Origin of the sequence: Psychrobacillus sp. FSL K6-1464, from assembly GCF_038003145.1 — a bacterium.
Lineage (GTDB): Bacteria > Bacillota > Bacilli > Bacillales_A > Planococcaceae > Psychrobacillus > Psychrobacillus psychrotolerans.
The window spans coordinates 2768566-2789502 of sequence record NZ_JBBOOP010000001.1 but is presented as its reverse complement, the minus strand read 5'-3'; the positions used below and the strand labels follow the sequence as shown (position 1 = coordinate 2789502).

Here is a 20937-nt window from a genome sequence, read left to right as displayed (position 1 = left end):
TTATGACATATTCTGTGGATGATGTACATGTGAAATATGTCTTAAACAATAAAGACGCTACTGAATCCGAACAAGAAAAGGTAAAATCAATTTTCTTTGAGACAGTTGAAAAGAATAATCTAGATGCTAATGTATTCACACTTAAAGTGGGTGATATTAACGATGGACCAGATTGGTAATTAGGTTCTTATTCAACTAACGGGTGCTTTAGTTAAAGATCGTTGAGCTGCTAGATGGCTCTTTGTGGAATACAGGTAGGCAGATTAAGGGGGAGTTTTGTGAAGTTATTGTTATCCATTCTATTAGCTGGTCTTTTAGGTATCTTGGTTATCCTCGGTCCTATTGGAATCTATATCTTATGTGCGATTATTGTCGGAGTTATTTTCAGGTCATTTATTTTAATTAATGAAATCCATAAAAAAATAGTACCAGCCAATAGCAATGACAGGGTGAAAGAGGCGTACGAAAGATATATAAAAGAGAGAGACGAAAAAGAAACAGAAAATTAATGTATGATGTTCTTCAACTAACGGGTGCTTTAGTTAAACAAGCGGCTGCCTGTATGGGTAGCTTTTTTGAACTCCCATGAAAATTAAAAAATGCTTGAAATCTATAAAAATTGCATATCAAAAGAGACTCAGAAAAAGCTTTTTTAAAAAAAGGCTGAGCCTTCAGAATGTTTATATGGAGTTAAAGAGTAAATCAGGAACCAACTCCGTTCTTCTTAGAATAAAGGCAAGGCTGGTGCAGTAACCAGAGTAGGATTAATCTCCCATGAGTGCTACTCGTATAGAGTGCGACAGTCTGTGATGCACCGTGGTCGTTGGAGTCAGACTAACGGAAGGGCTCTAAGGCACCAAAGTTCATCGACCTTCTTCGCCAGCCATACTTATCTATACCCTTCTGAAACAATTTTCATCCTCTGTGGTGCAGCGTTTTTTGCTGCATGGATGGCTAACGCGGCAGTTTAGTTAAACAAGGAATTATCTGAAAAGGGGTTTACTGATGGATATCAAATTAAGTGCAGAGGTATATAGAATAGGTGTTTCAATAGGACTTCAAACAATCGAAGATATTATGAAATGGGCTGACAATGTAATTGAACAATACGATACCCCACCTTATGAAATTATTGAATTGTCATTGTCGGCTAAGAAAAAGTTAGAGGATATTACTTTAAGTTTAATGGAAATCAGAGGAGATTTTGATAACGACCTGCCTCCCAAGATAGTACTTGGATTATTAAATCAATATCTAAATACTCCAGAAGATATGGCTTTCGTAATTCAAAAAATGGACAAGTTAATCAAATATTTACCAGATAGTTGTGAGGGGATTGAGATGGAAATTCATTTTTTATCAGATGGGTATTATTTAGCTGAGAAAAATATATATGGAGATTTAAAAGAAATGCATGCTAATCTGAAGGAATTTCTCATTCGCTTCATTGATTATACAAAATATTTTTCTTGATGTTTTTACTAACGGGTGCATTACTTCAATAAGACTTCTTCAACTGCATAGGCTGTATGGGGGAAGGGAGTAGTTAAGATGAAAAAATATATTAACAAAGGAACTATAAAAATATTTTTATTAGGATTAATATCATATTTTATAATTTCAACGATAATAGAACTAATATGGTAAGACTTGATATTTAATTGGTAAAAAGATGAAAATTTCTTATTCAACTAACGAGGTGCTTTAGTTTAATAAGAAAGTATTTAAACAAGGTGGATTGCATTACACTATAAATAGGTGAATTTCGATAAAGGTAGGAATGTGCATGTATAAAAAACTAAGTAATATAGATTTTAAATATTTTATTGGTCAGAAGGTTACTGAGGTCAACACAGAAAAGAACGTACCTTTAGGGATGACTTTTGATACGGCTGGTTTAATCATTGAATGCCCTTGGAGATTACTAGTTTCTAATGAGATTATGATTGGTTATACAGACTGTATCCAATCCTCCGACAAATTCTCGCATAAAAATGTTAAGGGGATTCTTATGGAAAAGAAAATAGTGAATATCTTACATTTTGAAAATATATCTGATTTAGTTGTGGAATTTGAAGGCAACATTTATCTTGAGTTGTTTCACGACAGTACTTATTTTGAAGGATGGACATTAAGTGGAGATAACGGGTTTTATTTATTCACATTACCTGGAGGTACTTATGATTTTAGTTGAACACTTCTTATTAAGCTAAAGGGTGCTTTAGTGAAATAAGAAATGCAATAAATTTGGATATAGCCAAGAAAAAGAACATGTATGAAGGTATGTGAACACTGTTGTTTTACATTCTTTTTCTTCTTTGTTTAACATCAAGTGAGGAATTAGTAGAAGAATTAACAGAACCAAAATTTAAGGTTATCACACAAAAACAGATGTTCAGTGAAAGTTCGAAAGATAAATTAATGGAATCCTTAAGAAGAATAGCTATATTGGATAATGAGAACAAGAAGATGAAAAACAATAATGCTCGTTTACTTGGAAAGTTGACTAACAGATAAGAAAACCCCTGTATCTTTTACCTACTAAGGATGATAATTGATACATGGGGTTTTATAATGGTTCTATATACTAGCCTAAAATGATATTTGTCAAACGGTTTACCGCAGTATGCAAAGTTTCTTTCCCCTCTACACATGCCATTGCAACCCCATAAATGCCCCAACTCCAAAATGTAGCAAGAAAATAATGTTCTTCCTTCACACCATGCTCTTTATCTAATAAAGCGTGCAGATTTTCCGTCAATCGTTGTTTAATTTCATAGTCCATTTTCGGTTTAAATTCTTTAACTGCTCGTTGACAATGTAGGGCTAAATTTGTTTGAGAACCCATAATAGCTTGTAGGGACATAATAATCGTTTGTTCATCGATGACTTCTTGTAATGCTACTTCTTTAAAAATTTCTTTCGTAAGAACTTCTCTTTGAATCACATCGATTAAATCGTATTTATCCATAAAATGATAGTAAAATGTTGAACGGTTAATCTCTGCTTCTTGTGTAATATCAGCAATGGAAATATCACTAAAATCTTTTTGTTTAATCAGTCTCATAAAACTATTCATGATATTTTGTCTTGTCCGTTGAACCCGTGGATCTAGTTTTTTCATTCGTACCTACCTCCTCAAAACAAAATTATTTTTTAACACTTGTTGGATTAAATGAATGACTCGATTATAACAGAAAAATTTTCAGAAAAAAATAAGCAATTCGTGGTCCATACAAAATGGACCACGAATTGCAATATAAAGATAATAAACGATTAGAATTTTTGTGCTAATTGCTTTGCTCGCTCGATGCCTTCTGCTTTAATTTCCTCTGCTTTTGTTGGCATTTTAGCTTGACCTTCAATAAATAGACCTTCGTATTCAGTAATACCCATGAAGTTCATGATATGTTTTAAGTATCTATCGCCTAGCTCTTCATCTGCTAAATGACCTACTGAATAAAAATCTCCACGAGCTTGAATGTGAAACACTTTTTTACCATGAAGTAAGCCTACAGCACCAGTTTCCGTATATCTAAACGTCTTACCAGGTACAGCTACAGCATCAATGTATGCTTTCACAACTGCTGGAAATGAGAAATTCCACATCGGCGTTACGAATATCATTTTATCCGCTGAAATAAATTGATCGAGAACTTCGTTTAGGCGACTAACTTTTGCTAATTCCTCAGTTGAAAGAGCATCCAATGGCTGTCCTGCACGAAGTTTTCCCCACCCACTGAAAACATCTGCATCTAAATTTGGAATATCGTCCTTAAATAAATCCACGGTTACAATTTCATCCATTGGGTTTGTTTCTTTATATGTTTCAATAAATGCCTTTCCTGCTGCCATACTAAACGAATGATTTTCATCATTTGGATTTGCTGTAATAAATAATACCTTAGTCATAATTATTCCCTCTATTTCTTTAAGATTTACAACAACTGTTGTGTGAATTAGTATAAAACGATTTATTAACTAAACAAACCAACAGTTTTATCGAATTGTTGCAAATCCAACATTCAGCTCGTATTGACTAAAAAAAGAATAATCTAAATAAAATTAAATCTCCTGTCATAAAAAAAGATTAGAGAAGATTAGATTCCTGACACGTAGGCCCAGACGGAAAAACAAGAAAGAAGAAATAACTCTTATTCAACTAACGTCGTGCTTTAGTAAAAAAATGGACATCAAAGTAAACGGAGCTTGGAGATACAATTCACAGCTCCGTTTTATTTGTAGTATTTTTAAATCATCCTTTACCTTTAACATAGCCAAAATAAAAAACCCAGTCCATTGAACTGAGCAATACATTGCCTACGCAGTATTTAACTTTATAAGAAAATGGACCTCTATTATATTTAGCTATTTATTCAGATTCGGTGATCAGGATTCGCTTGGTTTTGTAACTATTTTTACAAGTGCAGTGGATGTTATAACAAACATGGCAATAGTATAAGTACCGGTGATTAAACTATTTGCCCCACTATAATAGAGAGCAATTGAGTTCCTTTCACAATATTCGCTCCCATATATGCCCTTTTAAGACCATTTTATTTTTCTCTCATTTTATACTAATTTGGAAAAGATAAACATAGCTCACTTATTAAATAAGTTAGGTAGAACAACTTTCCATATATCATTTTCTTTTTTTAATTCCATTAAGGTTGTAGCTGTGAACCTGCCATAGGTAACCAATAATTCGACTAATAAGCCATTACTCTCTTCTTGTTTTACCTGGATTGAATCATAATATCTGAAATCTAAGGCTATTTCCATGTTGGATATGTTAAGGTGCGTGTAATATTTATCTTTAAAATTGTCGAATTCCAATGACTCACCTTCCATATAAGCCAACGCATAGATAGCTTCGATATCATCAATAACTGCTGAATGAATATATAAAAGTAAAATATTTTCTGGTGAAAAACCTTTTAAGTATTTTGTATCATATTCTTCCGTAAATTGTTTATAGGACTTTAATTCTTCTTCCGACAAGTCAGTTAAATAAGAAAACTGTTCTTCCGAGTCCACCATCTTTAATACTTTCTCATCCACTTTACTGATTACATCTTCCTTTTTTGTTTCATTTGTTTTTAAGGAATTACTAGGCGTACAACCAGTTATTAAGAATAATGAAGTTAAAAATGCAACGAGAGAAATATTAGATTTCAAATAAATTACTCCTTTCATGCCTCCTTGTAAGCTATATATTCTGCATGTTCTTAATTATACCTTCTTCTACAAAAGTAGCCTTCCTTTTCACGAGTTTCAAATAGCCTCTAGAGTTCGAAGTTCTAGTTTTTGTTGAATTGTCAAAACTTTTCTTATATAATGAATATGGGATAATGAATGGTCATTCATTCAAAAAGATGGGGGACGAGAATATGAGTTTAGTTTCACGTGTTCAACAGATTGCCAGTGAGCATCCAGAGAAGATTGCTTATAACTTTATGGGGAAAGATACTACATACGCAGCATTTGAACAATCAGTGGAGTTATTTGCAGGGGCTTTAAAGTCAATTGGTGTGGAAAAAGGGGATAATATAGGTTTTTTACTAGGTAACTCACCACACTTTTTAATTTCTTTATATGCCACTATGCGAATAGGTGCTACCGCTGTTCCGATAAACCCAATTTATTCGCCAGATGAAATCAGTTATATTGTAAAAAACAGCGACGCTAAAGTAATTATTGCTCTTGATGCATTATTACCATTAGTAGAGAAAGCTGCAGGGGTTTTCACTTCGGTTGAAAATTATATTATTTGTGAAACACAACCAGACACGGTTCAAAAACTAGCTGCTTTACCTGAAAACTTGAAGACAAAAGTGAAACCGTTTTCAGTAATGATTTCTTCAGCTGCTATGGGTACGTCTGCTGTGGAAACTGATCCAGATGATATAGCAGTAATCTTATATACTTCCGGAACAACTGGTCATCCAAAGGGTGCAATGTTAACATATAACAATATTTACTCCAATGCTCGAGATGTTGCAGAATACTTAAAGATTAATACAGAGGATCGCGTAATTACAACGTTACCTGTATTTCATGTGTTCGCTTTAACAGTTGTTGTGAATGCTCCATTATTAATGGGTGCAACGCTACTATTAATTCCAAGATTTAGCCCGCAAGAAGTGTTTCAAATTGCAAAAGAGCAACAAGCTACTGTATTTGCAGGTGTTCCAACAATGTATAATTTCTTGTATCAATTCCCTGAAGGAAATGCAGAAGATTTTTCCAGTATACGTTTAGCAATATCAGGAGGATCTTCTTTACCTGTAGCCCTGTTGCATAACTTTGAGGACAAGTTCAATGTTCGTATATCTGAAGGGTATGGATTGTCAGAGGCATCACCAGTTACATGCTTTAACCCAATTGACCGTGATCGCAAGCCTGGTTCAATCGGAACAAATATCATAAATGTGGAGAACAAAATCGTCAATGAGCTTGGGGAAGAAGTTTCAGTAGGTGAGGTAGGAGAGTTAATCGTTCGTGGACCTAACGTGATGAAAGGTTACTACAAAATGCCGGAAGAAACAGAAAGTGCCATTCGCGATGGGTGGTTATATACTGGGGATCTGGCTAGACAAGATGAGGAAGGTTATTTCTTTATCGTAGATCGCAAAAAGGATATGATTATCGTAGGTGGGTATAATGTCTATCCTCGTGAAGTGGAGGAAGTTTTGTTTGCACATCCAGGTATCGTTGAGGCAGCGGTTGTCGGAATCCCTGATCCAAACTTTGGAGAAGAAGTGCTTGCATTTGTTGTAAAAAAAGATCCTACATTAACAGCGCAACAACTGGAAGCATATTGTTTAGAAAAACTAGCAAAATATAAAGTGCCGAAGAAGATTGAATTCTTAGAGGAACTTCCGAAGAACACAACGGGTAAAATATTACGTCGTTCTTTAAAACCACAAACAGTTTAAGAGATAAATTTGTTCAAGCTCCTCATGTATCTATGAGGAGCTTTTTTTTATATAAACTTTTCATAGAAAATAGAAGGAAAAAGATTTCGGTTGTCGAAATAAATAGGGAGAGAAATTTAAATAGAGGGAGATATTAATAATGGCAAAACGAAAATTAGAAGCTACTGATTTATTTAAAATACAATCAATCACCAATCCAGTAATTTCACCGGACGGGAATGAGGCAGTTTTCATCCGTACGGAAATGCACAAAAAGGATAACAAGTACTATGCTTACTTATATCATGTGAAGATCGAAACGAATGAGGTAACACAATGGACTCATGCAAAAGAAAAAGTATCCTATCCGAAATGGTCTGCAGATGGTAAACAATTAGCATTTATATCGAATCGTGACGATAAAAACCAAATTTACATAATGTCGGCTAAAGGTGGAGAAGCAAAACAGCTGACGAAATTTGAAAAAGGTGTTTCGAGCTTTATATGGTCTCCTTGTAGTAAAAAGATTTGGTTCTCTGCATCTCTAAAAGATGGGAGAAGTTGGACAGACGAAGCTGAAGAGAAGGAAGACAAACTACCAGAAGCTTACGTGGTAGATAATATGAAGTACCATAATGATGGTGTAGGATTATTACCAAAAGATACTTACCGACAAATAGGGTCTATCGTTATAGCATCAGGGGAAATTAAAGCCTTCACCGAAGGTACATTTAATCATAGTCTACAAGCAATTTCTCATGATGGAAAAAAACTAGTAATGGGTGTTAATCGTGATGAAAATCAAGATTTTTCATTCCATGAACCTATGTTATTAATCGATATAGAAACGAAGAAGGAATCAGTAATCATTGAAGAAGACGGACACTTTGGAGGAGCTACATTTTCATCGGATGACCAATATATCGCTTTTGGTGGAATGCTTCACACATTTAAAAATGCAACGCATGCAGAAGTATATGTATATGAAGTGAGTACTGGAAAACTCCAAATACTAACAGAAGGGATAGACGCGCCAGTAGGTGACTATGCAGGGGCGGATATTCAACAAGGAGCAAATGCACCTGATGTTGTTTGGACTAACCAGAATCACCTATATTTCCAGTTATCCACAATGGGAGACGTACGTCTGTATTTTGCATCTTTGGAAGGTGAAATTTACCCGGCTTCTCCAGAAAACGAGCATGTATATGGATACGATATCGCTAGAAATGGAACTTATGCTCTGGCGACAATAAGTAATACAATATTTCCCGGGGAATTATTTAAACTAAATTTGGCGACTGGTGAAAGAATTACAATCACTAACTTTAACGAAGAGTTGATAAACGAGGTAGAGCTTGTCGAACCAGAAGCCATTGTGTATAAGGGTCTTAACGATTGGGATGTACATGGTTGGCTTATGAAGCCAGCAGGCTATCAAGAAGGACAGAAGTATCCCCTTGTTGTGGAAATTCACGGTGGACCTCATACGATGTATGCAAATACGTTTTTCCATGAGCTTCAACTATTAGCAGCCCAAGGGTATGGAGTATTATATGTAAATCCACGTGGAAGTCACTCATATAGTCAACATTTCGTCGACGCTGTTCGTGGGGACTACGGTGGTGGCGACTATGAAGATATCATGGCTGGAGTAGACTATGTGTTGAAGGAAAACGACTGGGTTGATGAAAAACGTTTAGGTGTAACTGGTGGGAGCTATGGTGGATTTATGACTAACTGGATCGTCGGTCATACAAATCGTTTTAAAGCAGCTGTTACGCAGCGTTCGATTTCTAATTGGATTAGTTTTTATGGAGTTTCTGATATTGGATACTATTTCACACCATGGCAAATTGGCACTGATATGACAGATATCGATAAACTATGGGATGCTTCTCCGCTTAAATATGCAGCTAATGTAGAGACACCTTTATTGATCTTGCATAGTGAAAATGACTATCGCTGTCCTATCGAACAAGGACAACAGCTATATATTACGCTAAAAGCTATGGGGAAAGAGACAAGTTTCGTTCGTTTCCCGCAATCTGATCATAATTTATCTCGAGTAGGGTTCCCAAATCTAAGACAAACACGGCTAGACCAAATCACAAGCTGGTTTGCAAAGTATCTTTGAAAATAGAGAAAACCCCTTCATTTCGATTTTGAAATGAAGGGGTTTTGTTGAATCGGAAACTTATTATCTTTTGTGAAATCCTTTTTTGTAATAGACAAAGACTAACCCTATTATCCATATAGGACCTACGATTAGGGCAATACGTGTATCGGGGAAATAAGCCATGAGGCCAAGAACCAATACTAAGAAAGCTAATGCTAAATAAGAACCTACTGGGTAGAACAAAGCTTTATAGGAAAGCCTTGATACTTCCCCTTTTGTAAGTGTTTTGCGGAATTTCAATTGGGATAATAATATAATTCCCCATGTCCATACGGCTCCGAAAGTCGAAATACTCGTTACCCAAATGAATACTTTTTCAGGAACTAAGTAGTTTAATACAACGCCGACTAATAACAAGAAGGCAGAAAAGATAATAGCCTTGGAAGGTACTCCCGTTCTACTAATGCTAGCGAATGAATTAGGAGCTTGTTTCTGCTCAGCCAAATTAAATAACATACGTCCTGTGCTGAAAATACCACTATTACAACTAGATAATGCTGCTGTAAGCACAACAAAGTTTATAATACCTGCTGCTGGACCAATTCCAATTTTCTCGAACATTAAAACGAAAGGACTTCCATTGGCTCCTATTTCATTCCATGGATAAATAGACATGATTACAAATAATGCCCCGACATAGAAAAGCAAAATACGCCAAAACACCGTATCGATTGCTTTTGGAATAACCGTTTTAGGGTTTTTGGCTTCCCCTGCAGTTACACCAATCATTTCGACACCCAAATAAGCAAACATGACCATCTGTAAGGACATAAATATGCCAGTAACTCCATTTGGCGCAAATCCGCCGTTCGACCATAAATTACTTATGCCGACAGCAACTCCGCCATTACCAAGACCAAAGAGAATGACACCTAGCCCAACAAAAATCATCGCTAATATGGCAATAATTTTAATAAGTGCAAACCAAAACTCAAATTCCCCATAAGCTTTTACAGCAATTAAGTTAACCAATGTCATAATAACTAATGCCGCTAATGCCCAAATCCAAGGGGCTGTGTCTGGATACCACATTTTCATATATACTCCTACAGCAGTAATCTCTGCCATACAAGTAACTACCCATAAAAACCAATAATTCCATCCAGTTATGTATCCTGCAAGAGGGCCAAGATAATCCTTTGCATACCGACTAAAGGAACCTGAAACTGGATTATGTACGGCCATTTCACCCAGTGCACGCATAATAATGAAAATGGCTATTCCTCCGACAATATAGGAAATCAGAATAGCAGGTCCTGCCAGCTGTATGGCTGTAGCTGAACCTAAAAATAGACCAACTCCGATTGCTGCTCCTAATGACATCAAGGTGATATGTCGCTGTTCTAATCCTCGCTGTAACTGCTGATTTCCACCCAAGCTATGTCACTCCTTATAAATTTATTACTCTGCAAGATAAAACTCTATCACAATAATATACGTATTGGGAACAGTCTATCATACTGATATTGTGATAAAATTATGAATACAAAGCATGATAGATTGGAGTTAAAAGATGAAAGTTGTATCGATTCGTCCTATTATCGAAAAAGAGCTTGTTCGACTGTGGGAATTAAGTGCAAAGGAAAGTGCTCCCGAATGGAAAAAATGGGATGCACCTTATTATCCCCATATTCCTTCAACTTTAGAACAATTTTTAGAAAAGAAAGATCAATTAGCCAACCAAGAAGATATGTGGGGGATTTATGTAGATGGGGAATTAGTCGGCTCGCTCTGTTACTACTGGGAGCATGAAGAATCCCTTTGGCTAGAAATGGGGATTGTCATTTATGAACCCCAGTTTTGGAGTGGGGGAATAGGTACAGAGGCCCTCCGAATGTGGATTAATCATTTATTTAAAGAACTACCACTTGTTCGTGTTGGCTATACAACCTGGTCAGGCAATGAACGGATGATTAAAGTCGGTGAAAAGTTAGGAATGACAATGGAAGCAAGACTTCGAAAATGTCGATTCTTTAACGGTGTATATTATGACTCAATACGAATGGGGTTATTAAGAGAAGAATGGGAAGAGCTTGAATGACTCCATTTTTGCAATTAAAGCAGCTGAAGAAGCATTGGGATGCATAAGTACCTAAAATTGAAAGATTGGAGATAGTGAATGGAGCCAATAGTGATTGAAGAAACGCCGTCTATAGTTACAGTTAAATATGATTCAACGCCATACGAATTACCAGAACAAATGAGGGAAAAACATGAACACTTCTGGAATGAACAATTAAAGATAAATCCACATTTTCGTAATGGAGAAGTCTTTACCATTCAAAAAATTTGTAGAAATTCAGAGGAACTTCAAATTACTGTAGCAAAAACAGACTACAAGCATTATTTATATACGATTCGTCATGAAGAAAAAGTATTTCCATGCAAAGTTATTTTTACTTGTGTGGCTGTTATTACCAAAGACAATTACATTGCATTTGGGAAAATGAACAAACATACTTCCACACCAGGTCGTTTACAATTTACAGGTGGAGGTTTAGACGAGTCGGATTTAAAAGGTGAGTTATTTAATTTGGAGAAAAGTATCGAAAAAGAATTGATTGAAGAAATGGGTTTATCTATTAACCCCTCCTATACAAAATCTTTTAGACCAATGTTTGTTAAGCACGGAGGATTAAATGATTTTTGGGCTGTTGTTTTCGAGCTGAATGTGACTTTTACATCGAATGAATTACAAGTTATATTAGAAAAACACAATATGAGTATAATAGGAAAAGGTGAACAACCAGAATTTGCTGAGTTCCTCTTAGTCGCGTTAGATAAAGAAAGTGTGCATTCCTTTATACAAAATGATCTTTCTTTAAAAGAGGAATACTTAGAGCCAATTTTGGAGAAGTATATTAATCAAATGACTTAAGAATGACAAAATGCTGCAAGGGTTTGCTCCAGGCAGCATTTTCTATTGATCTAATATCCATTTGACTGCTTCCAGTAAATTCTCGGCAGTATAATCCGGTTCTATGTCTTTCCATTCGACTCGATACTGTGATAACGAGCCTTTTCCCCAACCAGTAAGCACTAATATTTTCAGCGCTCCAACAGCTTGAGCAGCTAGCATGTCTGTACCACCGACATCCCCAATAACTACACAATTTTTAAGATTGAGATTGTATTTGCTAGCAGCCTCAAGTAACATGCCAGGCTTTGGCTTACGACATACACAGGAATCGAGAAGGCTATGTGGACAAATGAACCCATCATCAAAACCATAGGACAGAAATTCTTTTTGAAATTCCACTATGGATGCCTCTCCTCGACTCACTCGATGTTGGTTGGTGAATCCAAATATTTTAATTCCTTGGGATTGTAGTAACTGAATCGCTGTTCTACTAAACTCATAAGGAACAAAGTCATTTGGATGTATAAAATGACCTGTGCCACCAATTGTCCCATCACGATCTATAAAAACTGCTTCTAAGTTCCTTATCAATTTATCCATTGCTCCATTAGTGCAATCTCTCTTTCACCAGAATTCATTTTAATTCGTCGTCCAATAGGCATTGTTAACATCGGGTGGGTATGGCAGCAGTCGAAGTCAGCAAGAATTGGAATTGTTGGAACTCCCATAATTTCTACTAAAATATCAGCCGGCATTCTCCCGGTTCCTTGATCATCAAATAATTCATGTTTTCCTAATATAATTCCGGAAACTCTATCAAATACACCATTTAACTTTAATAGGTTGAAGTTTTTTTCCACAACAGCTGCAGATTTCATCGTGTCTTCTATTAACAAAATATCTCCATCTTTTATTAAAGGCATAAACGGGCTTCCCCAAATACCATACATAGCATTCAAATTCCCACCTATTAATCTACCTTCAGCGGTTCCCTCATTTACGCAAGTCCATTCATTCGGTCTTAGTTGTTTGTCACAGGTTTTAAATTCCCAATTGAGTGGCTCATCTGTCCAATAAGGGGGGAGTGGAATATTGAAAGGAATTTGTTGCTCGTTTATTAAAATATCCTTGAAATAATCATATGTATAATTTACGTAGGGTTCAAACTCTCCAAATGACGGCACTAATGCTGGGCCATAAAATGTTGGTATTCCAGTTTGAGCATAAATTGCGAGTAAAATTGCGGTAGCATCGGAGTAGCCAATCATGATCTTAGGGTTTCTTTTAAAAGCTTCATAATCAATATATGGCAAAATAGCGTTAGAGTTTGTCCCACCAATGGTAGACATAATACAGCGGATCTCAGGATTACGAATAAGCTCGTTTAACTCCTGAGCACGTTCTTGAATATTTCCAGAGCGGTAAAAGTCTTGTTTCCCAGTTAAATTTCCCTCTATAATTTCAAATCCCTTTGCTTCTAAAAAAGTTCTAGCTCTTTCGAAGCGTTGGGGAGAAGAATGCGTAATCGGTGCTGAAGGTGAATAAATTCCAATTTTGTCGCCTTTTTGTAACCTATTTAAACCTTTCATAGGGAGAATCATTCCTTTCAATAAATCGTAATGAGAGAATAAAATTAATAAAGATATGACGATGAAGTTAAAATAATAAGTTGAATATTCTCTATTTAACATAACTTAAATATTATATAATTGGAACTACTTATATTAAATGAGTAATACATAGTAGAGAGGAGATAGATTTATGTATAAAGAAGAAATTGAATTTATTAGTAAAGAAGAATTTTATATAAGTACGGATAAAAATTTATTGGATAAGGATGTTATCTATAAATTTCTTAGTCAAGAATCCTATTGGTTAGAAGGTACTTCAAGAGAATTAGTTGAAGCATCGATTGAGAATTCTATTCTTTGCTATGGGATTTATGAAGGAGATCCAACTAAAGGTAATCCAAAACAAATAGGCTTTGCTCGTGTTGTATCAGATCTTGTCAGATATTCTTGGTTGGGCGATGTTTTCGTACTTCCCGAGTATAGAGGGAAGGGACTTAGTAAATGGCTAATGACAATTATTACTGAAAACCCGAAATTGAAAGGCACTAATTTTCATTTGGCGACAAGAGATGCTCATACCCTGTACGAACAATTCGGTTTTAAGTCTGCGGAGAAAAGCGAAGTTAGTATGACCAGACCCCTTGATTGGGACGCTATTAATGCAATTTACAAAAAAGAAACGGTTTGAATCATTTTTGTATATCTTGTGACCTTTCCAAAAGAATACGTTTTCACTTATAGCTTTGGTTAGGAACTTTACATGGGCTTCTTATATAATGAGGGTAGAATTATGTAAGAAAGGATTCGCTCTATTATGCAATTAACTATTACATTTGTTGTTTTAGCGATTAGTATCGTTTTGTTTATAAGCAATCGAGTGCGTGCAGACCTTGTCGCGATTCTTGCACTTTTAGCTTTCGTTATTTCAGGTGTGTTAGAGCCTACGGAGGCACTTGTAGGGTTTTCTAATTCTGTCGTTATTATGATTGCAGGGTTATTTGTTGTGGGAGCTGGAATTGTTCGGACAGGTCTGGCACAGTCTGCCGGGAATTTATTGTTGAAATGGTCGGGGAAAAGCGAGAGGAAATTATTCGTTTTATTACTTATTATTACAGGCAGTGTTGGCTCCTTTATGAGTAATACGGGGGTAGTTGCTTTAATGCTACCGATTGTAATTAGCATTGCCATCAGTATTAATAGCAGCCCGTCTAAGTATTTAATCCCCCTATCTTATATTAGTAGCTTGTCAGGGCTGATGACACTCATTGCCACACCGGCCAATCTGATTGTCAGCCAGGTCCTTGTAGATAATGGATTTGAAAAACTAGGTTTTTTTGAAATTACCCCACTTGGAATTATTGGAATCACTACTGGTATCTTATATTTTCTTGTTGCTCGAAAATATGTGTTGCCGAATGATAAAAGAAAAAATAATGCCGGAGAAGGGCATAAATTATCTCCACAGCAACTGGCAGCAGATTATGAGTTAGGTGGTAACTTGCATCGTATTCGAGTGGTAGAGGATTCTTCGATTATTGGAAAACAACTCGCGGAGTTAAAGCTTCCTGCAAAATATCATCTTGCTATTTTGAAAATTGACCGTAAGTCGATGGAAGGCATGAATATCCTACCTATCCGTTATCAGGAAATGGCTGGTCCTATGAGTGTGATTGAAGGCAAGGATATTTTATATGTTCAAGGTCCACTAGAAAATACTTTGCAATTTGTGAGAGATTTTCACTTAGAGGTTGATGAAGAAACGAATGCAGAGGAACTCGTTTCTAAACAATTGGGTATAGCAGAGGTACTATTAACTCCACATTCCAATTTGATAAACGAAACGGTTGGAAGCATTAGTTTCCGAGAAAAATATAACTTAAATATACTAGGCATTAATCGCAAAGGAGAATATGTATTAACCGAAATGGCGGATGTACGATTGCGATTCGGGGATGCGTTGTTGGTCCAAGGTGCTTGGGAAGAGATTGAGCTTTTGTCTAGAGCTGTAAAAGATGTTGTGATTATTGGACAGCCTAAAGAGCATGCAAGTATGGCTGCTGCTAGTGGGAAAGCGCCAATTGCTGGAGCAATTATGCTATTGATGATTGGGTTAATGGTTTTGGAAGTGTTTCCTGCAGTCATTTCTGTTCTTTTAGCCGCTACTTTAATGGTCATGACTGGGTGTCTTCGTAATATGGATGATGCGTATGGCAAGATGAACTGGGAAAGTATTATTTTAATCGCCGCCATGCTTCCAATGGCAACTGCCCTTGAAAAAACAGGTGGTATGGTAATTCTTTCCGAAGGGATAGTTAATCTTCTTGGTGGGTTCGGTGCAATGGGAGTGTTAGCTGGTATTTACTTTGTGACGATGGTATTTGGTCAATTTATTAGTAATACTGCGACTGCCGTTTTGTTTGCCCCAATAGCAATGACTGCAGCCATTAGTTTAGATGCAAATCCGTATACATTTTTAATCGCTATAGCTGTATCTTCAAGTATGGCTTTTGCGACTCCTGTAGCGTCTCCTACTAATGCATTAGTAATGACAGCAGGAGGATATAAATTTTTTGACTTTATCAAGGCAGGAATACCTTTACAAATAATTATGTTCATCATTATGATGATTGCAATTCCAATATTTTTCCCATTGTAATTTAAAAGAGTTTCTCTTCCAAAGAGAGCTCTTTTTTTGTTTGACAATTTGTTGGAATATGATATAACTAATATTGTTAAGCCTAAAACAAAGTATGCAAGTAGGAATAATATGATTCAAAAAGGGGTTAAAAAATGGGCAGAGAATTTGTCGATATTTTTGATGGTTGGGCAGACTCTTATGATGCTTCCGTTTCGGGTAAAGATCCGGAGTATCGAGATGTATTCGAAGGCTATGAAACTATTTTAAGTGAGGTAGCTAACCGTGTTTCTGGTACTATTATTGAATTTGGAACAGGAACTGGGAATTTAACTGCCAAGTTATTAGAAGCAGGTTTTTCAGTTATTGGTATCGAACCTAATACTAAGATGCTTGAAGTAACCGCTAAACGTTTTCCTTCTATTAACTTAGTTGATGGAGATTTACTTGAATTTAATGTACAAAATGAAAATATAGATGCATTTGTAAGCACTTATGTGTTTCATCACTTAACGGATGATGAAAAAGGAATAGCACTGAAAAAATATGCTAACCTACTTTCGAAAAATGGAAAGGTCGTTTTTGCAGATACTGTTTTTCTTACAGAGGAAGCCAAACAAGCACAAATTGCTAAGGAAAGAAATCGTGGATTTTTAAATGTAGTAGAAGATCTGGAACGAGAATATTATACAACGATTCCTAAACTAAAAGAATTGTTCACAGAAGCAGGTTTTCAAGTAGAATTCGTGAAAATGAATGATTATGTTTGGTTAATGGATGCAACCAAAAAATAAGGAGCGATAACGATGAAAAAAATGAATGTAGAAAGCTTTAACTTAGATCACACAAAAGTAGCGGCACCATTTGTACGCCTTGCAGGTACAAAAGTAGGGAACAGTGGCGATGTAATATTAAAATACGACATCCGTTTTAAACAGCCAAATAAAGAGCATATGGAAATGCCAGGTCTACACTCTTTAGAGCATTTAATGGCAGAAAATATTCGCAATCATACTGATCAAGTAGTCGATTTAAGTCCTATGGGCTGCCAAACTGGTTTCTACCTATCTGTTATCAATCATGATAACTTTGAGGAAATTCTGGAAATCTTAGAAAAAACATTACAAGATGTTTTACAAGCAACAGAGGTTCCAGCTTGCAATGAAGTCCAATGTGGTTGGGCTGCAAGTCATAGTTTGGAAGGTGCGAAAGAAATAGCTTCTGACATGCTAGCTAAAAAAGATGAATGGCGTCAAATTTATAAAGAGGAAGCATAATGAACATTTTTAGTAGTGTACAAGATTTAATAGGCAACACACCCGTAGTAGAGATAAAACATATTCCTATTCCTAATAATTGCCGTATTTTCGCAAAGCTTGAATATTTTAATCCTGGTGGCAGTGTAAAGGATCGACTAGGCTTGTCTTTGATTGAAGATGCTGAGAGGTCTGGGAAACTTCTACCAGGCGGTACCATTATTGAACCTACTGCAGGTAATACTGGTATAGGAGTTGCTTTAGCTGCAATTGGTAAAGGATATAAAGTTATTTTTGTTGTTCCACAAAAATTTAGTGTTGAAAAGCAAACATTAATGCGTGCATTAGGGGCGGAGATAGTAAACACAGATACAGCTTTAGGCATGCAGGGAGCGATTAAAAAAGCTGTAGAACTAGTGGCTACAACACCAAATGCTTTCTCTCCTTCTCAATTTTCTAACCCTGCAAATCCAGCTACGTATACAAAGACAATCGGACCTGAATTATGGCGAGATTTAGATGGTGAAATTGACGTCTTTGTTGCAGGTGCAGGATCAGGTGGAACATTTATGGGTACTTCAATCTATTTGAAAAAACAAAAAGAATCGATTAAAACAGTTATTGTAGAACCGGTCGGATCCATATTAAATGGTGGTGAATCTGGTTCTCATGTGACAGAAGGTATCGGTATGGAGTTTCTACCGGACTTCATGGATACTTCCTATTTTAATGCAATCCATACTGTTACAGATGAGGATGCATTTCAACAATTACGAGCACTTTCAAAAAAAGAAGGCTTACTAGTCGGAAGCTCATCTGGAGCTGCTTTTCAAGCTGCATTGAAGGAAGCAGAGATAGCGAAAGAGGGAAGTCATATTGTAACGATTTTCCCAGATTCGAGCGAACGATATTTAAGCCAGAACGTTTATGAACTTTTCAAGGAGGAATAAGGATGCGCGCTAAAACGAAGTTAATACATGCAGGAATTGTTGGGGACGAGGCAACTGGAGCAGTATCGACGCCTATTTATCAAGTAAGTACGTATAAACAAGAGGCAGTAGGAAAATTCAAAGGCTATGAATATTCACGTACTGGTAATCCTACACGTCATGCTTTGGAAGTATTAATCAGCGAGCTAGAAGGCGGAGTTGCAGGGTTTGCTTTCGCATCTGGAATGGCAGCAACAAGCTCTGTTATGATGCTTTTTAGTAAAGGTGACCATGTTATTTTAACGGATGATGTATACGGTGGAACTTTCCGTGTAATTTCTAAAGTATTGAATCGCTTTGGCATTGAAGCGACATTCGTAGATACTGGAGACTTATCGAATGTTGAAGCGGCTATCCATGAAAATACAAAAGCAATTTTCTTAGAAACCCCTACAAATCCATTGTTGAAAATTACCGATATTGAAGCAATTTCCAAGTTTGCGAAAGAAAAAGGATTACTAACAATTGTAGATAATACGTTCATGACGCCATATTTCCAACAACCGATATCACTTGGTGCGGATATTGTCGTGCATAGTGCGACTAAATATTTGGGTGGACATAGTGATGTTGTGGCAGGTCTTGTTGTGGTAAACTCGGATCAGCTAGCAACCGACTTACACTTTGTTCAAAACTCTGTAGGAGCAGTTCTTGGGCCGCAGGATTCTTGGTTGCTTATGCGTGGTATTAAAACACTGGGTATTCGAATGGAAGAGCATAATGTAAATGCTCAACGAATTGCAGAGTTCTTAAATAATCATGAAGCTGTTTCTAACGTTTTTTATCCTGGTCTAGCTACTCATCCAGGACATAACTTGATGAAGAAACAGTCTACAGGATTTGGCGGAATGATTTCCTTCGATGTTGGAAGTGGGGAGAAAGCAGATGAGCTTTTAGCGAAACTTCGCTACTTTACACTTGCAGAGAGTTTAGGTGCGGTGGAGAGTTTAATCTCAGTTCCTGCGCGAATGACTCATGCATCCATCCCAAGTGAGCGTCGCGCTGAGCTTGGTATTACAGATGGGCTTGTCCGAATTTCAGTAGGAATTGAAGATGTGGAAGACTTATTAGAGGATTTAACACAAGCACTCGCATAATGTCGGATTAAGCATATCCCTTTGACAGAGGGGGTGTGCTTTTTTGTTGCTATATATCATTTAGTTGGAATATGAACAGGTTTAGTTGGAATAATAGACACTTTAGTTGGAATTTTGAACGGTTTAGTTGGAATTTCAATATATTTAAGAAAGAGAGGCTGTAACCTCTCTTCATTATTACCAGAAAAATGCGGAAGCTAGTACGATGCCTGTAATCGCACCTAGTGCAATACCGTAGCCAAAGTCCGATCCGTATCCTCCAAAGCCGAAAAATCCTAGTCCGTAACCACCAAGATTTTCATCAGGACGAAGCCATACCATATTTCTATTAACTCTTGTAACCTCTCCACGATGTACTCGCCCTTGGTTATCTACAATTCTTACTCGTTTTCCCTGATAGCTACAACAGAGATTATACATATCATTTTGATTCATCTATAGTCCTCCTCTCCCTAAAACTACATACAAGTATGTTCTGTTAGTTTATGTTGGTCCAGTGGACTTGCTAGAGACACTTGTCTATACACGGTAACTAAAATAAATTAAAAACATATGCTATAAGACAAAAAGGAGAGGGTTCATGTCGGTCAAAGAAACGAGAAATTTACTCTTTACATTTGCTGAAAAATGCGAAGAACAGCATGGGAGAGGGGTTGAGACTTTACAGCGAGAGATTATATGCGATTCAGTTATGAAGTTTTTCCCAGAGGTAAATTCGGAGGTCATACAATACGAACTTTTAAAAAACGGTTTATTTGAACCGACTGAATGGAAGTCTTTAAAGAAAACCGTGCGAAAATTAGAACTCAATCATGTTTGGGATATCGTGAAACAAGAATATAAATATTTGCGAGAATTATGGGGAGGTCCCAAGGTTTCTATTTATATTTATCCGATAAAAAAAGAAAGTGCACAGTGGAGAAAGGATTTTCCCCGTAAAAACGGGATCGCTTATCGAAATGTACTTTTTCTTTTCGTCTCTCCTGAGCTTAACAAAGAAGAGATTAAAGCATTAGTAGCCCATGAGTATAATCATGTATGTAGATTAAAATTTTTAAGTTTTCCTCCTGCAGCCATTTCCTTAGCAGATTCAGTGATCATTGAGGGGCTAGGCGAGTTTGCGGTAAAACAGTTGTACGGAAAAAAGTGGATAGCTCCTTGGACGAATATGTATCGTTTGGAAGAGGCGAAAGAAGTGTGGGAAAGGCATTTTGTACCTGGCTTGCACATAAAGGGTATTAAAAATCACCAGCTTTACTTATTTGGTCAAACTAAGACGCCGTTTCCGAAGTGGATTGGCTATCATATTGGCTATCAAATTCTGTATACGTACAATAAAAAACGTGGGCCTTTTGTTATGAAGGAATTGCTGCTTAAGTCATCTGATGAAATTATAGCAGGCTCTGATTTTGCTATATAAACTGGAATACTTT

General features: G+C 36.4%; 23 protein-coding genes. 16 read left to right on the top strand and 7 right to left on the bottom strand.

The annotated features are described in order from the left end of the window. Nucleotides 1–29 precede the first annotated feature (29 nt). The 5 genes from MKX39_RS14130 (at nucleotide 30) to MKX39_RS14110 (ending at nucleotide 2517) form a co-directional block, all read left to right on the top strand. Nucleotides 30–179, top strand: a complete 150-nt coding sequence (locus MKX39_RS14130; RefSeq protein ID WP_340769951.1) for a hypothetical protein — start codon at nucleotides 30–32, stop codon at nucleotides 177–179. A gap of 99 nt (nucleotides 180–278) precedes the next feature. Beyond that, nucleotides 279–509: an ATP-dependent Lon protease gene (locus MKX39_RS14125; protein ID WP_340769949.1), complete on the top strand. Its 231-nt coding sequence runs from the start codon at nucleotides 279–281 to the stop codon at nucleotides 507–509. A 496-nt stretch (nucleotides 510–1005) separates the two neighbouring features. Continuing rightward, a complete protein-coding gene (locus MKX39_RS14120; protein WP_340769948.1) occupies nucleotides 1006–1473 on the top strand; it encodes a hypothetical protein in 468 nt (155 codons plus the stop codon). Between the two features lie 313 nt (nucleotides 1474–1786). After that, entirely contained in the window at nucleotides 1787–2194 is a 408-nt protein-coding gene (locus MKX39_RS14115) for a hypothetical protein (RefSeq protein WP_245762723.1), read from the top strand. A gap of 101 nt (nucleotides 2195–2295) precedes the next feature. Further along, nucleotides 2296–2517 carry a hypothetical protein gene (locus tag MKX39_RS14110; RefSeq protein ID WP_093537614.1) on the top strand — a complete coding sequence of 74 codons (222 nt, stop codon included), beginning with the start codon at nucleotides 2296–2298 and terminating at the stop codon, nucleotides 2515–2517. A gap of 70 nt (nucleotides 2518–2587) precedes the next feature. Here the strand turns inward: MKX39_RS14110 and MKX39_RS14105 are convergent, their stop codons facing one another. The 3 genes from MKX39_RS14105 to MKX39_RS14095 all read right to left on the bottom strand — a co-directional run bounded on the left by MKX39_RS14105 (nucleotide 2588) and on the right by MKX39_RS14095 (nucleotide 5178). After that, nucleotides 2588–3124, bottom strand: coding sequence for a TetR/AcrR family transcriptional regulator (locus MKX39_RS14105; RefSeq protein ID WP_093537615.1), 537 nt, complete (start codon nucleotides 3122–3124; stop codon nucleotides 2588–2590). Between the two features lie 152 nt (nucleotides 3125–3276). Next, entirely contained in the window at nucleotides 3277–3912 is a 636-nt protein-coding gene (locus MKX39_RS14100) for an FMN-dependent NADH-azoreductase (protein WP_093537616.1), read from the bottom strand. A gap of 690 nt (nucleotides 3913–4602) precedes the next feature. Next, nucleotides 4603–5178 carry a hypothetical protein gene (locus tag MKX39_RS14095; protein ID WP_340769943.1) on the bottom strand — a complete coding sequence of 192 codons (576 nt, stop codon included), beginning with the start codon at nucleotides 5176–5178 and terminating at the stop codon, nucleotides 4603–4605. A gap of 212 nt (nucleotides 5179–5390) precedes the next feature. Between MKX39_RS14095 and MKX39_RS14090 the strand changes: the two genes are divergently transcribed. After that, a complete protein-coding gene (locus tag MKX39_RS14090; protein ID WP_445678027.1) occupies nucleotides 5391–6938 on the top strand; it encodes a fatty acid--CoA ligase family protein in 1548 nt (515 codons plus the stop codon). A 139-nt stretch (nucleotides 6939–7077) separates the two neighbouring features. Next, nucleotides 7078–9054 carry a S9 family peptidase gene (locus tag MKX39_RS14085; protein WP_340769941.1) on the top strand — a complete coding sequence of 659 codons (1977 nt, stop codon included), beginning with the start codon at nucleotides 7078–7080 and terminating at the stop codon, nucleotides 9052–9054. Nucleotides 9055–9117: 63 nt separating this feature from the next. Here the strand turns inward: MKX39_RS14085 and MKX39_RS14080 are convergent, their stop codons facing one another. Further along, a complete protein-coding gene (locus MKX39_RS14080) occupies nucleotides 9118–10473 on the bottom strand; it encodes an amino acid permease (protein WP_093537621.1) in 1356 nt (451 codons plus the stop codon). A 136-nt stretch (nucleotides 10474–10609) separates the two neighbouring features. Here MKX39_RS14080 and MKX39_RS14075 point away from each other — a divergent pair, with 136 nt between their 5' ends. Together MKX39_RS14075 and MKX39_RS14070 are read left to right on the top strand one after the other, a co-directional pair. After that, the gene (locus MKX39_RS14075; protein WP_093537622.1) at nucleotides 10610–11137 is read left to right on the top strand and encodes a GNAT family N-acetyltransferase; all 528 of its coding nucleotides are present in this window, start codon (nucleotides 10610–10612) and stop codon (nucleotides 11135–11137) included. A 78-nt stretch (nucleotides 11138–11215) separates the two neighbouring features. Continuing rightward, on the top strand, nucleotides 11216–11974 hold the full coding sequence (locus tag MKX39_RS14070) for a hypothetical protein (protein WP_340769939.1): 759 nt from the start codon (nucleotides 11216–11218) through the stop codon (nucleotides 11972–11974). Nucleotides 11975–12016: 42 nt separating this feature from the next. Here MKX39_RS14070 and MKX39_RS14065 read toward each other — a convergent pair whose 3' ends face one another. Continuing rightward, nucleotides 12017–12556: an HAD-IIIA family hydrolase gene (locus MKX39_RS14065; RefSeq protein ID WP_340769937.1), complete on the bottom strand. Its 540-nt coding sequence runs from the start codon at nucleotides 12554–12556 to the stop codon at nucleotides 12017–12019. Beyond that, entirely contained in the window at nucleotides 12544–13545 is a 1002-nt protein-coding gene (locus MKX39_RS14060) for a S66 family peptidase (protein ID WP_340769935.1), read from the bottom strand. Before MKX39_RS14060 ends, MKX39_RS14065 begins: the two co-directional genes overlap by 13 nt. Nucleotides 13546–13717: 172 nt before the next feature. Between MKX39_RS14060 and MKX39_RS14055 the strand changes: the two genes are divergently transcribed. From MKX39_RS14055 to MKX39_RS14030, 6 genes are all read left to right on the top strand, one after another. Then, nucleotides 13718–14215: a GNAT family N-acetyltransferase gene (locus tag MKX39_RS14055; protein ID WP_340769932.1), complete on the top strand. Its 498-nt coding sequence runs from the start codon at nucleotides 13718–13720 to the stop codon at nucleotides 14213–14215. Between the two features lie 126 nt (nucleotides 14216–14341). After that, a complete protein-coding gene (locus MKX39_RS14050) occupies nucleotides 14342–16183 on the top strand; it encodes an SLC13 family permease (RefSeq protein WP_340769930.1) in 1842 nt (613 codons plus the stop codon). 134 nt (nucleotides 16184–16317) lie between these two features. Then, complete coding sequence (locus tag MKX39_RS14045) at nucleotides 16318–16956, top strand: class I SAM-dependent DNA methyltransferase (RefSeq protein WP_340769928.1); 639 nt, start codon at nucleotides 16318–16320, stop codon at nucleotides 16954–16956. A gap of 12 nt (nucleotides 16957–16968) precedes the next feature. Next, nucleotides 16969–17439 carry an S-ribosylhomocysteine lyase gene (locus MKX39_RS14040; protein ID WP_093537628.1) on the top strand — a complete coding sequence of 157 codons (471 nt, stop codon included), beginning with the start codon at nucleotides 16969–16971 and terminating at the stop codon, nucleotides 17437–17439. Beyond that, complete coding sequence (locus MKX39_RS14035) at nucleotides 17439–18368, top strand: PLP-dependent cysteine synthase family protein (RefSeq protein WP_340769926.1); 930 nt, start codon at nucleotides 17439–17441, stop codon at nucleotides 18366–18368. Before MKX39_RS14040 ends, MKX39_RS14035 begins: the two co-directional genes overlap by 1 nt. Nucleotides 18369–18370: 2 nt before the next feature. Beyond that, nucleotides 18371–19504, top strand: a complete 1134-nt coding sequence (locus tag MKX39_RS14030) for a bifunctional cystathionine gamma-lyase/homocysteine desulfhydrase (RefSeq protein WP_340769925.1) — start codon at nucleotides 18371–18373, stop codon at nucleotides 19502–19504. Between the two features lie 177 nt (nucleotides 19505–19681). On the opposite strand, the gene MKX39_RS14025 is transcribed toward MKX39_RS14030, so the two are convergent. Continuing rightward, nucleotides 19682–19939 carry a hypothetical protein gene (locus tag MKX39_RS14025; RefSeq protein ID WP_340763229.1) on the bottom strand — a complete coding sequence of 86 codons (258 nt, stop codon included), beginning with the start codon at nucleotides 19937–19939 and terminating at the stop codon, nucleotides 19682–19684. A 145-nt stretch (nucleotides 19940–20084) separates the two neighbouring features. Here MKX39_RS14025 and MKX39_RS14020 point away from each other — a divergent pair, with 145 nt between their 5' ends. Continuing rightward, nucleotides 20085–20924 (top strand): DUF2268 domain-containing protein, encoded by an 840-nt coding sequence (locus MKX39_RS14020; protein ID WP_340769923.1) that lies wholly within the window; start codon nucleotides 20085–20087, stop codon nucleotides 20922–20924. Nucleotides 20925–20937 lie beyond the last annotated feature (13 nt).